18 protein-coding genes are annotated in these 13,401 nt (G+C 71.5%); all 18 read left to right on the plus strand.

Going from position 1 to position 13,401, the window contains the following annotated elements:
• The first annotated feature begins 47 nt into the window (after window positions 1-47).
• The 18 genes from OH735_RS23600 (at window position 48) to OH735_RS23685 (ending at window position 13,393) form a co-directional block, all read left to right on the plus strand.
• Window positions 48-1,310 (plus strand): beta-ketoacyl-[acyl-carrier-protein] synthase family protein, encoded by a 1,263-nt coding sequence (locus tag OH735_RS23600; RefSeq protein ID WP_406383515.1) that lies wholly within the window; start codon window positions 48-50, stop codon window positions 1,308-1,310.
• The gene (locus OH735_RS23605; protein WP_406383516.1) at window positions 1,304-2,449 is read left to right on the plus strand and encodes a beta-ketoacyl synthase N-terminal-like domain-containing protein; all 1,146 of its coding nucleotides are present in this window, start codon (window positions 1,304-1,306) and stop codon (window positions 2,447-2,449) included. Before OH735_RS23600 ends, OH735_RS23605 begins: the two co-directional genes overlap by 7 nt.
• Entirely contained in the window at window positions 2,446-3,396 is a 951-nt protein-coding gene (locus OH735_RS23610) for a beta-ketoacyl synthase N-terminal-like domain-containing protein (RefSeq protein ID WP_406383517.1), read from the plus strand. Before OH735_RS23605 ends, OH735_RS23610 begins: the two co-directional genes overlap by 4 nt.
• Entirely contained in the window at window positions 3,396-4,247 is an 852-nt protein-coding gene (locus tag OH735_RS23615) for an alpha/beta fold hydrolase (protein WP_406383518.1), read from the plus strand. Before OH735_RS23610 ends, OH735_RS23615 begins: the two co-directional genes overlap by 1 nt.
• Window positions 4,244-5,215 carry a hypothetical protein gene (locus OH735_RS23620; protein WP_406383519.1) on the plus strand — a complete coding sequence of 324 codons (972 nt, stop codon included), beginning with the start codon at window positions 4,244-4,246 and terminating at the stop codon, window positions 5,213-5,215. The genes OH735_RS23615 and OH735_RS23620 overlap by 4 nt, the downstream gene beginning before the upstream one ends.
• Window positions 5,212-5,562, plus strand: coding sequence for a hypothetical protein (locus OH735_RS23625; RefSeq protein WP_406383520.1), 351 nt, complete (start codon window positions 5,212-5,214; stop codon window positions 5,560-5,562). The genes OH735_RS23620 and OH735_RS23625 overlap by 4 nt, the downstream gene beginning before the upstream one ends.
• Window position 5,563: 1 nt before the next feature.
• Window positions 5,564-5,971: a hypothetical protein gene (locus OH735_RS23630; protein WP_406383521.1), complete on the plus strand. Its 408-nt coding sequence runs from the start codon at window positions 5,564-5,566 to the stop codon at window positions 5,969-5,971.
• A 29-nt stretch (window positions 5,972-6,000) separates the two neighbouring features.
• Window positions 6,001-6,390, plus strand: a complete 390-nt coding sequence (locus OH735_RS23635) for a hypothetical protein (RefSeq protein ID WP_406383522.1) — start codon at window positions 6,001-6,003, stop codon at window positions 6,388-6,390.
• A gap of 22 nt (window positions 6,391-6,412) precedes the next feature.
• A complete protein-coding gene (locus OH735_RS23640; protein ID WP_406383523.1) occupies window positions 6,413-7,513 on the plus strand; it encodes a beta-ketoacyl synthase N-terminal-like domain-containing protein in 1,101 nt (366 codons plus the stop codon).
• Between the two features lie 65 nt (window positions 7,514-7,578).
• Window positions 7,579-7,818 (plus strand): acyl carrier protein, encoded by a 240-nt coding sequence (locus OH735_RS23645; RefSeq protein WP_406383524.1) that lies wholly within the window; start codon window positions 7,579-7,581, stop codon window positions 7,816-7,818.
• A gap of 14 nt (window positions 7,819-7,832) precedes the next feature.
• Window positions 7,833-8,276 carry a 3-hydroxyacyl-ACP dehydratase FabZ family protein gene (locus OH735_RS23650; protein WP_406383525.1) on the plus strand — a complete coding sequence of 148 codons (444 nt, stop codon included), beginning with the start codon at window positions 7,833-7,835 and terminating at the stop codon, window positions 8,274-8,276.
• Complete coding sequence (locus OH735_RS23655; protein WP_406383526.1) at window positions 8,273-8,752, plus strand: 3-hydroxyacyl-ACP dehydratase FabZ family protein; 480 nt, start codon at window positions 8,273-8,275, stop codon at window positions 8,750-8,752. The genes OH735_RS23650 and OH735_RS23655 overlap by 4 nt, the downstream gene beginning before the upstream one ends.
• A gap of 9 nt (window positions 8,753-8,761) precedes the next feature.
• A complete protein-coding gene (gene fabG, locus OH735_RS23660) occupies window positions 8,762-9,508 on the plus strand; it encodes a 3-oxoacyl-[acyl-carrier-protein] reductase (RefSeq protein WP_406383527.1) in 747 nt (248 codons plus the stop codon).
• An 88-nt stretch (window positions 9,509-9,596) separates the two neighbouring features.
• Window positions 9,597-10,217, plus strand: coding sequence for a 2-hydroxychromene-2-carboxylate isomerase (locus OH735_RS23665; RefSeq protein WP_406383528.1), 621 nt, complete (start codon window positions 9,597-9,599; stop codon window positions 10,215-10,217).
• 63 nt (window positions 10,218-10,280) lie between these two features.
• Entirely contained in the window at window positions 10,281-10,493 is a 213-nt protein-coding gene (locus tag OH735_RS23670; protein WP_406383529.1) for an MbtH family protein, read from the plus strand.
• A gap of 405 nt (window positions 10,494-10,898) precedes the next feature.
• Complete coding sequence (locus tag OH735_RS23675) at window positions 10,899-11,342, plus strand: hypothetical protein (protein ID WP_406383530.1); 444 nt, start codon at window positions 10,899-10,901, stop codon at window positions 11,340-11,342.
• 21 nt (window positions 11,343-11,363) lie between these two features.
• On the plus strand, window positions 11,364-11,504 hold the full coding sequence (locus OH735_RS23680; RefSeq protein WP_406383531.1) for a hypothetical protein: 141 nt from the start codon (window positions 11,364-11,366) through the stop codon (window positions 11,502-11,504).
• Window positions 11,501-13,393 (plus strand): BTAD domain-containing putative transcriptional regulator, encoded by a 1,893-nt coding sequence (locus OH735_RS23685; protein ID WP_406383532.1) that lies wholly within the window; start codon window positions 11,501-11,503, stop codon window positions 13,391-13,393. Before OH735_RS23680 ends, OH735_RS23685 begins: the two co-directional genes overlap by 4 nt.
• The last annotated feature ends 8 nt before the right edge of the window (window positions 13,394-13,401 follow it).

A 13,401-nucleotide genomic window follows, 5' to 3' on the forward strand; every position in this document is an offset into this window, starting at 1 on the left:
CCTTGCGGCGGCGCGCGCGTAGGTCGGACGTGGACAGGGAGGTAGGCATGTCGGCAGTGCACGACGCCGGTCCGGGGACAACGGGGCGGCACCGCGTGGTCCTGACGGGACTCGGAGTGGTCTCCAGCATCGGGCTGGGGGTGAAGGAGTTTCTCTCAGGACTGCGGGAGGGCCGCAGCGGGGCCCGGCCCATCACGGTGTTCGACACCGAAGGGTTTGCCCACGCGAACGGCTGCGAGATCGTCGAGTTCGATCCGCAGGACTGGATCCGTACCCTGGACGCGCAACATCTCGGCAGGGCGGCCCAGTTCTCGGCCGCCGCGGCCCGGATGGCCTTGGAGGACGCAGGGCTGGACGCCGCCGAACTGCGCGGCCGACGGGGCCTGATCTCCATCGGCACCACCGACGGCGAATCCTACGACCTCGATCAGCTGGTCGAGGCCGAACTCAAGGGCGGAGCCGGGTCGTTCGATCCGGTGGCGGCCCGGAGGATTCCCGCCGGGCGGCTCTCGGTCGCCATCGCCCAGGAGCTCGAACTGGCCGATGCCGAAGCCGTCACTGTCCCGACCGCCTGCGCCGCCGGCAACTACGCCATCGGCTACGGGTTCGACGCCGTGCGCTCCGGCGAGGCGGACTACGCGTTCTGCGGCGGCGCGGACGCCATGTGCCGCAAGACGTTCACCGGTTTCTACCGGCTGGGAACCATCGCGCCGGAGCGCTGCCAGCCCTTCGATGCCGACCGCAAGGGCATTCTCACCGGTGAGGGCGCCGGGGTGCTCGTCCTGGAACGGCTGGAGTCGGCCCTGGAACGCGGCGCCACCATCTACGCCGAGGTGCTCGGCTACGGCCTCAACTGCGACGCCCATCACCAGGTGGCGCCCAACCGGGCGAGCGTCGCGCGCTGCATGGAACTCGCCCTGGACAACGCGGGCGTGAAGCCGGCCGAAGTGGACCTGATCTCCGCCCACGGGACGGGGACCAGGGCCAACGACATCACCGAGGCCGGGGCGATCCGCGAGGTGTTCGGCACGCCGCCGCGCACCGTCTCCATGAAGTCGATGCTGGGCCACAGCATGGGCGCGGCCAGCGCCCTGGGCGCCATCGGCTGTGCGCTGGCGATCGCCAACCGCTTCATCCCGCCCACGATCAACCACGTCACCACTGACCCGGAGTGCGACGTCGACTGCGTGCCGAACCAGGCCGTCGAGGCCGACCTCAAGGTCGTCCAGAACAACGGCCTGGCGTTCGGCGGCAACAACGCCGTGGTCCTCCTCGGCCGGTACGACCGACCCGAGGAGGAAACATGCTGAGCCGTCCGATCATCGGGATGGGCGCCGTGGCCAGCACCGGGAGGGGAGTGCGGCCACTCTTCGACAACCTGTGCCGGGGCCGCACCGGGCGCGCCGAGCTGCGAGGTTTCGACCGCACCCGCTTCCGGGCGCAGCACGCCTACGAGGTGGACGACCGCCCGGCCGAGGGCCGGGACGTGCCCGCCCGCGCCACCGCGCTGTTGATCGACGCGATCGGGCAGGCGGCGGCCGACGCGGGCCTGGGCGAGGATCTCTCCGGCGTACCGATACTCATCGGCACGGGGCTGCGCGAGCTGCGCTCCCTGGAGCTCTGGTGGCGTGAGGGCACCGATCTGGACGACACCGGCCTGCACTTCGGCACCGCACTGCGCGAGCGGTTCAACGCCGATGTGACGCACACCTTCTCCAACGCCTGCTCCGCCTCGCTGTACGCCCTGGCGCTCGGCTCGGACCTGCTGGCGGAGGAAGGGGACCACGCGCCCGGCACGGTCATCGTCGCGGGCGTGGATGTGCTCACCGAGAGCATGTACGGCCTGCTGGAGCGTGTCCACCCGGCCCCGCCGGACCGGGTGCGCCCCTTCGACCGGGACCGCACCGGAGTCCTCATGGGCGACGGCGCCGCCGCCGTTGTGCTCAGCCGGGACGCCGGCGGCAGGCGGACGCACGCTCTGCTGCGCAGCGTCGCCGTCAACTGCGACGCGTTCCACGTCACCGCACCCTCCCCGGAGGGCATCGCGAAGGCGATGCGCACGGCGTACGACATGGCGGGCGTCAAACCGAAGGACATCGATCTGGTGATGCTGCACGGCACCGGGACCCTGCTCAACGACGAGGCCGAGGCGACGGCGATGGCCGATGCGCTGGGAGACGCCGCGACCGGTCCGTTGATGACGGCGATCAAGTCGATGACCGGTCACACCTCGGGCGCTTCCGGCCTGATGGGACTGGTCATGGGCGTCACCTCGCTCAACGAAGGACGCGTCCCGCCCACCGTCGGCCTCGAACAGCCGGTGGAGGAGGCCGCGGAATTCCGCTTCGTGACCGGTGACGCCGCGTCCGCGTCGATGAATGTGGCGCAGCTCAATGCGTTCGGATTCGGCGGCATCAACGCCGTCGCCATTGTGGAGGCCGCTCCGTGAGCGTCGTCATCAGCGGTGTCTCGGTCCTGATACCCGGAGCTGACAGTGTCAAGGCCCTGGCCGCCGGCCCCGAGCCGGGTGCCGGGCCGGTCGAACCGGCCGCCCTGGTCGGCAGGAAGGGCCTGCGTTACAAGGACCGGGCCACCCAACTCGGCTACTGCCTGACCTCTGCGGCCCTGGCCGACGCCGGTCTCCTCGGTGAGGACGACATGGCGGTCGGCGGGGACATCGGCGTGGTCGTCAGCTCCAACTACGGCAACCTGGACACCGTCGTCCGTGCCCTGGACACCTTGCGGGAGGGCACCGTCACCGCGACCAGCCCGATGGACCTGCCGAACGCGTCCAGCAACGTCATCGCCTCCTCGGCGGCCATCCGCTACGGCCTGCGCGGCCCCAACCTGATGGTGTGCAACGGCGCGACCTCCGGTCTGGACGCGGTCAACTGGGCCGTCACCATGATCACGGCCGGCCGCGTGGACCGGGTCCTCGTCGTCGGCGTGGAGCCGGACAACGACGTCGTTCGCCGACTGCTCGGCGGACGGCACGCCGTCGACGGCGGCGCCGCCGTCGTCCTGGAGGACGCGGGGGCGGCCCGTGCCCGCGGCGCGAGGGTCCGCGCCGTACTCGGCCGGTACGTCCGCACGGCCGGTGTCGGTGCCGTCCTGGAGCGGCTGGCCGCCTCCGGTGTGCCGGCCCCGGCCCGGTGGCAGCTTCCTGACGCGCCCCCCGCCGGTGTCGGCGCCGACCTGCTGCCGGGAGTGGAGCGGGCCGCCCTGCCCGAGCACTCCGGCCGCGGCTCGGGCGCGCTCGGGGTGCTGCACTGCGCGACAGCCGTCGGCCTGTTCGACGAGGGCGACTTCGGGCCTGTGTTCGCGGTCTGCGGGACCGACGAGGACGACGCCTCGGCCGGACTCGTGCTGCTGGCGCCCGGCCCCGGAGCCGTCTGATGGAGACGCCCGACAGCGTCGGCCCCAGTACGGTCCGGCGGCGCACCGCCGGCCTCGGCGGACCCCGGCTGCTGCTGATCCACGGGCTGGCCGAGAACGACAGCGTCTGGGACCGCAGCGCCGAACTCCTGCCCCCCGAGTACGAGGTGTGGTCGGCCCGGTTGCCCTGGAGCGCCGACGGAGTGCCGGACTGGGGCACCGACGGCGACCTGATCGGTCCCCTGGCGCGGGTGCTGGCCGCGGTGCCCGGTGGCCCGGAGATCGTGGTGGCGCACTCCATGTCGTCCGACGTCCTGCTGGACCTCGTCGACCGGGAGAGCCGGCGGGGCGGCGACGCCTTCACCCGCTTCGGGATCCGCGGCCTGGTGCTGGTGTCACCGTTCTACCGGCGCACCGCCGAGGAGTTCGACTGGGACACCATCAGCTACTACCTCAACGACTTCCACCTGATCATGGAGGAGGGCCTGCGGGTCCACTCCGGCGACCGGCTCCCCGCCACCCTGCGGGCAGCGATGGGGGAGCGGGTACGGGACCGGGTGGGCCCGTACGGCTGGATGCGCTTCTTCGAGCTCTACCTGCGTACCCCGCAGTTCCAGACGGGCCGGATCACCGTGCCCTGCCTGGTGCTGGGGGGCGAGAAAGACTTCGCGGCACCGCCCGGCGAAAGCATGGCGCTGGCCGCCGCGCTGCCGGACGCGCGAGCACTCGTCCTCCCCGGCTGCGGGCACTTCCCGATGGTCGAGGAAACGGAACGGTTCGTCTCCGAGACCGTCACTTTCGTCAACTCCCTTGGAACCGGTGCTCCACAGCGCGAGCCCGTCCCCGATACAGCTCTGGAGCACCGTCGATGACCATCGTCACCGAGACCGCCGTCAAGGCGCTCCTCGCCGAGACGACTTCCGTCCAGGTCCGCCCCCGCTACGAGGGCTCCAACATCTGCACCTGGATCGGCTTCAAGCACGTGAACTACATGGTCGAGGAAGCGGTCCTCGACCACTTCCGGCAGGCCGCCCTTCCGGCCCGTGGCCTGTACGAGGAGCACGGCCTCGGCCTCGACATCGTCGGGATCGACACCCGCATCCTGCACGCCTTCCACATGGACGACATCGCCACCGCCGAGGTCGTCCCGTTCACCAAGGACGCGGACGGCACTCTGGGCTTCAAGGTGACCGTGTCCGTGGAACGTGACGGGGAGGTCCTCAAGGCCGTCACCTCCAAGGTGCGTGTGTCACTGCGGATCGACACCTATCTCGACTCCGCAGGTGAGGTGCCCGACGGGCTCGCCCGCTTCGCCGTGGACCGGCTCGGGGCAGACCTGGAGCCCGGGCCGCTCACCCCGTTCACCTCCGAGGACACCGTCCTGGACGAGCTGCTGGAGGGCAAGAACGCCTACGGCTGGAAGTGGAACATCCCCTACCCGTACTGCCACTTCACCGAGCGCCTTCAGATGTCCGGTTACCTGCGGCTGATGGAGGAGGGCAAGGACCGGTTCGTCGCCGACCGCGGTATCTCCATCAAGACGCTGCTGGACGATCGCCGGTGGATCCCCGTCGTGCCGCGATCCGAGATCCGGATCCTCGACGAGGCGATGATGGAGGAGGACCTCTACACCACGTACGAGGTGGAGGATGTTTTCAAGGACTTCACCTACACCACCCGGATGAACTGGTACGTCGTCCGCGACGGCAAACTCCTCAAGACCGCCACGGGCACCATCGTGCACGGCTACGCGGTGATCCGGAACCGCCGCGACTGGAGTCTGGAGAACTTCGACCAGCACGTGCTGGATGCGCTCAACGGCACGGCACGGCGGCCGTGAGCGAGGCCTGGGGCAGCGAGGGAACGCCGCAGATCCTGCTGATCGAAAGTCACGGGCCGTGCGCCCCGGTGGACGCCGGCCTCCGGCGGGACGCCGCGGCACAGGCCCGGGCCGGGTACCGGGTGCTGATGTACCTGGTGGAGGACGGTTGTCTTCTTGCCCGGCCCGGGACCGACGACGAACTGGACCGCTTCGAGGCGGCGGGCGGCCGGCTGGCCGTCGACCGGTTCTCCCTTGTGCAGCGCGGACTTGAGCAGGTTCCGCTGCGCCCCCGGGCGAAGGTCTCGGGCATGGACGAACTGGCCGGCTGGATCACCGGCCCCGGCGTACAGGCGGTGTGGCACTGACATGGCGCGCACCATCCCGCGCACCGACGTACTGGTCACCCTCATGGGCTCACCGCACGAATCCGACCGGACCACCAGCGCGCTGCGCCTGGTCCAGGCGTTGCTGGAACAGGGCCGTGCCGTACAGGTGTGGACCTGTGGGAACGCCACCCTGCTCACGCAGAACGCGCTGGGCGAGGAGAAGCCGCGCAACCTGGCGGACTGGAACGGTGTGTATCCGTCCACGGCCGCCCTGGTGAAGGACATGCTGGAGACGTTCCCGGGCCGGCTGCACTGGTACGGCTGCCGGTTCTGCAGCGACGACCGGGGCGCGGCGGACCACCTGCCGCAGGTCGTCATGCGGCCACCGGCCGGCTACTGCGCCAACGTGGCCGCGGCCGACACGACCCTGCTGGTGGGGGTCATCTGATGGACGGCGAACCCACCGAGGGAACCGACATGCCGGGACGACGCACGCTGGCCATCGTGGAGAAGGCCTACCGCGGGGCGCTGGAGAAACAGTTCTTCGACACCCTGTACCTGGCGGTGGAGCTGCACCGTCAGCTCGGCGGGCTCGACCTGCTGCTGCGTGGCCGCGCCGTCACCTACGGAGTGCGCGCCGAACCGGTACCCGCCCTGCGGATCGGCGGCCGCACCCTGGACACCCTCAGCGACCCCCGCCGCGACCTGCGCGTCCTCATGGACGCCGGGGTCCGGGTCCACGCCGAGGAGTCGGCCCTGGCCGCACATGGGCTGGACCCGGGCCGGCTGCTGGCCGGGGTGCTGACGGCCGCCGACGGCAGTACGGCCCTGCGCTGGCCCGAGTACCGAATGGTCTGTTACCTGTGAACCGAAGGGAAGCGTGGCGGACATGAGTACCACCGCAACGGGCGCCGGGCGCCCTGTCATCACCGCGTGGTCCGCGGTGTCGCCGTTCGGCATCGGCCGGATCGCGTTCGCCGAGGGGGTGCGTGAGCGACGCCCCACCGCCGTCGTGCTCGACGACGCCGGCGCCGCCGGGCCCCGGGACGAGGCCTGCGTGGTCCCCGCCTTCGACGTCCGTAAGGCGCTCGGCAAGAAGGGCACCCGGTCCATGGACCGGGTCACCGGGCTGGCCGTCACCGCCGTCGGGGCGCTGCTCGACGACACCGAACGAAGCCGGGCCGTCGGCACCGGCGAGGGCGCCGCGCTGGCTCTGGGCACCACCACCGGCAGCGCCCAGAGCATGATGGACTTCACGCGGGAATCGCTCACCGGCGACCAGCCGTTCTTCGTCGACCCGGCCCGTTTCCCGAACACCGTGATGAACTGCGCGGCGGGCCAGAGCGCCATCTGGTACCAGCTGAAGGGTCCCAACACGACCATCGCGGGCGGCCGGACGGCAGGGCTGCACGCTCTCAACTACTCCCGCCGGCTGCTGGCCGCAGGCCGTGCCCAGACCGTGCTGTGCGGCGCCGCCGAGGAGTACTCCACCGCTCGCGCCTGGCTGGAGCACCACTCCGGTGACGGCGCGCGGACCGCGCCGCTGGGCGAGGGCTGCGCCGTACTCCTCGTCGAACCCGCGGCCGGGGAGGATGCCGGACAGCCGGTCCTGGCCGAGATCCTCGCCGTCGAACTGGGCGTCGTACTGGGCGACGACGTGGCCGGCAGCCTCATGGCCTGTCTGCGCGGCGCACTTCGCCGGTCCGGTGCCGACCTCGCGGAGATAGCCGCTGTCGCTCGCTCCGGAGCCCCCGGCGCGGAGGGCGAGGCCGAGACCGTGGTCGTCAGCGAGCTGCTGGCCGATGTGGAAGCGGCCGACCTCACTCAGGTCGGGCTGATCGGCGACACCGGCGCCGCCTCCGCCGCCTTCCAGACCGTCGCCCTGCTCGCTCACGCCGAGGACAACCCCGCAGTGGCCGGGAAGGTCGGCCTCGTCACCTCCGTCGACCGGACGGGGACCGTCGGCTGCGCCCTGCTCCGGCTGCGCTGACCGCCCGGCCGCCGGCCTGCCCCGCGGCCGAAACCGAAGACCGAAACGCTGAGAGAGGTATCACCGTGCTGGACAAGGAAGAACTGCGCTCGACGGTCGCCCAGGTACTGGACGTCGAGGTCGCCGAGGTCACCGATGACGCCCTGTTCGTCGATGATCTCGAGGTCGACTCCCTCATGGCCCTGGAGGTCGTGGTCGTCCTCGAGAAGAAGTACGGGGTGAAGCTGCCGGAGTCCGAGCTGCGGCAGATCGTCACCCTGCAGAGCGCCTACGACCTGCTGGCCGGAAAGCTGCAGGCCGTCTGATGGAGGCCCTCGCCGTGACGCGTGCGGGCGCCCCGGCCCCGCCTGCGACCCTGGCCGGTCCCCGGGCGGCCGGCCTGCTCTCCGGTGCCGTCGAGGTCCTGCCGCCGGAGAAGGAAGGGCGTACCTCCACCCGGTTCACGGTGGCCGCGGACGAAGCGGTGCTTCCCGGCCACTACCCGGGCTTCCCGATCTTCCCCGGCGTGTGCCTCGTCGAGTACGTCAACCTGAGCGTGCTCGCCACGGCACCCGCCGAGGAGCCCGCCCCGGAGCTCGTGGCCGTGGAGGCCACCCGGTTCACCGGGCCCGTGTACCCGGGCGACGAACTGACCGCCGACATCGACTGGAAGCCGGTGGACGGCATGGTGTGGCAGTGCCGGGCGAAGATCCGCTCCGGCCGGGGCGACGCGGCGTCGGTGCGCCTGCGCTACCGCCGTACCACGGACGGAGCGGGGACATGAGCGGACAGGCGGAGATCCGCGGCAGGCTGCCGCACCGCTACCCCATGCTGCTGGTGGACCGGGTCACGCACATCGATCCCGGACGCGAACTGACCGCCCTCAAGGCGGTCACCTGCAACGAGCCCTGGTACGCGGGCCTGGGACCGGACACCCCCGAGGAGGGTTTCGGATACCCGAAGCCGCTGCTCGTGGAGTCCTGGTGCCAGTCCGCGGGCGTCCTGGCCACGTGGGAGGAGCCCAACCCCGACGTGCTGGCCGGCCGGGTCATGCTCTTCGGCGGCATGACCGGGGTCGAGTTCCACCGCACCGTCCTGCCCGGCGACGTCCTGGAGCATCGCGTCCGGGTCGAACGCAGGGTGGACGACACCGTGATGTTCGAGGGCGAGAGCCTGGTGGGCGGCGAGACGGTGATGACCGTCGGCCGGATCGTCATGGCCTTCCGCCCGGCCGAAGTCCTGCGACCCGAAGCGAGCTGAGCGAAGATCATGCAAGACAACACCCCCCGGGTGGCACTCGTCACCGGAGGATCACGCGGCATCGGACGGGCGTGCGTGCTGGCCCTCGCCCGCGACGGATTCGACGTCGCCTTCTGCTACCGCTCCAACGACGAGGCGGCCCGGCAGTTGGAGAAGGAGGCCGCGGAACTCGGCGTACGCGTCATGGCCCGGCGGGTCGACGTCGCCGACGGCCCCGCCGTGCGCTCCTTCGTCGAGGAGGCGGAGGACACACTCGGCCCCGTCGACGCGGCGGTCACCGCCGCCGGCATCACCCGCGACAACCCTCTGGTGCTGATGGACGACGACCAGTGGCACCAGGTCATCGACACCAACCTCGACGGCGTCTACCACCTGTGCCGCGCGGTCGTGTTCTCGATGATGAAGCGCCGCACCGGGGCGGTCGTCAACATCTCGTCCGTCGCGGGGGTGTACGGCCATGCCAGTCAGAGCAACTACTCCGCCTCGAAGGCGGGCATCATCGGCTTCTCACGGTCGCTGGCCAAGGAGGTCGGCCGGTCAGGGGTCCGCGTCAACGCCGTCGCCCCCGGGTTCATCGACACCGACATGGTCGCCGCGATGAACGAAAAGGCCCGCAAGGACATCACCCGGACGATCCCGCTGCGCCGCATGGGCCAGGCCGAGGAGGTCGCCGACCTCGTCGCATATCTGGTGTCGGACAAGGCCGCGTACATCACCGGCTCCGTCCTGCAGATCGACGGTGGCATCACTGTCTGACCACCGGACCGCCGGGCAGTCCCGGCCGTCCGTTCCGCCCGGCCCGAACCGTGACCGGCGGCAGCACTCAGCATGTTTGGAGGCGGTGATGGCCCGACGGAGGCCACGCTGGTACTTCTCGTTCCGCAGCCCCTATTCGTGGATGGCCTACCGGGACCTGATGGCCGACCACCGGGACGTCGCGGAACGCATCGACTGGCTTCCCTTCTGGGAGCCGGACGAGACGGCGAGCGGCCACCTGGAGCAGGCCGGCATCCACCTGCCGTACGTGGCGATGTCGAAGGAGAAGCACCTCTACATTCTCCAGGACGTGCGGCGGCTGGCCCGCGACCGCGGACTGGAGATGGTGTGGCCGGTCGATCGCCGTCCCCGGTGGGAGGTGGCGCACCTGGCGTACCTGGTGGCCGACGAACTCGGCCACGGCCGGGAGTTCATCGCGCTCGTCTACCGGGCCAGGTGGGAGGAGGGCCGGGACATCTCCGACCCGGCCGTCATCGCGGAGATCGCCGAGCGACTCGGCCTGGACGCGGTGCGCCTGTCCACCGCATGCGACGACCCGGCCGTCCGCGAGCACGGCCTGGGAGCCCTCAACTCGCTCTACCGGGACGGTGTCTTCGGGGTGCCGTTCTTCATCGACGGCTACGAGAAGTTCTGGGGTGTGGACCGGCTGCCCGGCTTCGCCTCCTCCGTCCGTTCCAGCACCGCCTGAACAGTCTGCCCCGACCATTCCACCTACCGCCATCCGTAACCCGCAGAAGCGAAGGAGCCCGACATGGCGACCAACCCGTTCGAAGACGACAACGCGAGCTACTACGTCCTGGTCAACGAGGAGAACCAGCACTCGCTGTGGCCCGCGTTCGCCGAGGTGCCGGCCGGCTGGACCGTTGTGTTCGGCGAGGAGCCCAGGCAGGCCTGCCTCGACTACATCACCGAGAACTGGACCGACATGCGTCCCAAGAGCCTTGCGATGGCCATGGACGGCTGACAGGCCGTCGCAAGGGGTTGCGGCCCGGCGTTCGGCCGGCCCGCAACCCGCACAGAGGGTCCGGTTGGCGGGTGCGACGCCCACCGGGCCCTTTCTGCGGTCCCCGGGAGAACCACCCGGGCAGGTTCGGGCACGGCGCCACAGGCGCCGGCCGGCCCATCGCGCGGGTGCGACAACGCGCCTGCCGGGAGGGCCGGGTGTGGCCTTCGTGCCTCCTGGGCCGGGGGGTTACCGGGTCCGGTGCATGGGGGTGCCCGGTCTGCCCCGCAGTCTGGCCGCTGGTTTTGCCGCCACCGCCGGAGAGCCGCCAACCCGGCAAGAACCTGTCAGGGCCGTTGCCCGCGGTACAAACCCGGTGCGACAGTCCTGACATCCCCGCTGTCCCGTATGCCCTCAGGAGCCCGGATGAACGTGTTGAGCGCACCGGAGCGACGTTCGCTCGTGTCCTCACTCGCCGCCGACGACCCGGCACTGCGGGACCGGCTGACCGAGCGTCTGCGGTGCACCGAACAGCGCCTTCAGGAGCGCACCGCCCGCACCGACGACCCACGGGTCGCCGAACTCGTCGGTCATCTCGTGGCCACCGGCGGAAAGCGGCTGCGGCCCCTTCTCGTCCTGCTGGGCGACGGCGAACTGCGCGACCTGGTCGCCGCCGGACCGGCCGCCGGGACGTGGCAGCACCGCCGGGCGCTGGAACTCCTGCAGGACTCCGCCGCGCTCGCCGCGGCCGGAGCCATGATGTACGACCGCCTGGCACTGGCCCGTACAGCCCTCACGGCACTGCCGCAGACCCCGGCGCTCAGGGTCCTCGACGCACTCTGCGACTTCGTGGCCCACCGCACGGGCTGAACCAGCTACTGGAGGCCGAACATGCCGGGGTACAGCGGCACCATGCACGACTGCGTCGCCGGACTCGGACCTGCGGGACGAAATCTCGTCCGGTTGCTCGCCGTGCCGCGCGGCGAGCGGGCCCGGCGAGCGGTCCGCGAGCACGGAAGCCCCCAGGTGTGAACGGCTTCGACCCGTTCGTGTTCCGTGTACTCGGGCCGGTCGAGGCCGAGGCCGGCGGGCAGCCGGTCAACCTCGGCGGAGCGAAGCAGCGCACCGTCCTCGCGGCCATGCTGCTCGCCGGGGGCCGGCCGCTCTCCGACGACCGGCTCAAGGCCCTGCTCTGGGGGTGCGAACCGCCCGCCACCGCGACGGCCCAGATCTACACCTATGTCTCCCAGCTCAGAAAGCGCCTGCATCCCGGCGTCCACCTGGAGCGCCGTGCCCACGCCTATCGGCTGGAGACGCGCGACGCCTTCTTCGACTGGACGGCTTTCGAGAGCCTGGCGGGCCGCGGTCGCGCGGACCTGACGGCGGGGCGCTTCGCCGCAGCCGCCGACCACCTCGGGCAGGCGCTCGCGCTGCGGCGCGGGTCGGCGCTCTCCAACGTCACTGCCCATCTGACGGAGCGGGAACGCCCCTTTCTGGATGAGGCTCTCCTGTCCGCGCGGGAAGGCCGGATCGAAGCCGAACTGGCCCTGGGGCGCCACGACACGGTCGTCCCGCAGCTGATGCGGCTCGTGCTGGAGAACCCGCTGCGCGAGCGGCTGCTCGGCCAGCTCATGACCGCTCTTCACCGGTGCGGCCGACAGGCGGAGGCGCTCGCGGCGTACGAGCGCGGCCGCCGGGTGCTCCGTGACGAACTGGGCGTGGACCCGGGCCGGGCACTGCGCGACATCCAGCAGTCGGTGCTGACCGGCACCCTTCCGAGGCCCGCCGCGCGTGAGGTGGCGGTCATCGGTCCGGCCCTCGCCCTGCCGGACGGAGCGGCCGGCCCTCCGGCGGCGCGGGCGCGGGACCGCGGCGCCTGGAGCGGCGTCGTGCCCGCGATGCTGCCCGCCGATGTCGCGGACTTCACCGGCCGCCGTCCGGAGCTGGACGGCATCGCGGCAGCCCTGCGCGGAGCGGGATCCCGGCACGTCGTGGTGACGGGCGCCGCGGGTACCGGCAAGTCGGCCCTGGCTGTCCATGCCGCGCACCGGTCACGGCAGAGGTTCGTGGACGGCCAGCTCCACGCCGACCTGTCCGGGCAGTCCGGACGCCCCCGCGCCCCCGCCGAGGTGCTCGGCTGGTTCCTGCGGGCCATGGGTGTCGCCGAGCGGCACCTTCCGGCGTCCCCGGAGGAGCGCGGCCAGCTCTACCGCAGCCTGCTCGCCGACCGCCGGATGCTGGTGCTCCTGGACAATGCCGTCGACGACCGCCAGGTCCGTCCGCTGCTGCCGGGCGCGGGCGGCAGCAGCGCGCTCATCACCGGCCGGGGCTCCTTCGCCACACTGCCGGGAGTGCGCCCGATCACCGTCGGTCCGATGGGCCCCGACGAGGGCCGCCGGATGCTGAGCGCCATCGTGGGGGCCGAGCGGATCGAGGCCGAGCCCGAAGCGGCCGCCCGCATCGTCGAGTTGTGCGACCGGCTGCCGCTCGCCCTGCGGATCGTGGCGGCCCGGATGGCGGCGCATCCGCATTGGCGGGCCGAGGCGATCACAGCCCGGCTCGAACCGGAAGGGCGCAGGCTCGATGAACTGAGGATGGGTGACCTCGATATCCGCGCGGCCCTGTACCCCGGTCACCAGCGGGTGACCGGGCCCGTGCGCACGGCCCTGGGCGTCCTGGCGTCCGCCGGCCCCGACACCTTCAGCGCACGGCAGGCGGCGAACGTCCTCGGCTGTTCGGAGGAGGACGCCGAGGACGCTCTGGAGAGCCTGGCCGGCACCAGCCTGCTGGAGGTCGCCGACCGGGTCCCGCCGCGCTACCGCTTCATGCCGTTGGTACGCCTTTTCGCCCGCGAGCGAAGCCGCGGGGAACCGCTTTTCCCCGGCACGCCGGACGGCCGGCGACGGCCTGCCGTCTGCTGACGGGAAGC

This window comes from Streptomyces sp. NBC_01618 (assembly GCF_045209435.1).
Classification (GTDB): domain Bacteria; phylum Actinomycetota; class Actinomycetes; order Streptomycetales; family Streptomycetaceae; genus Streptomyces.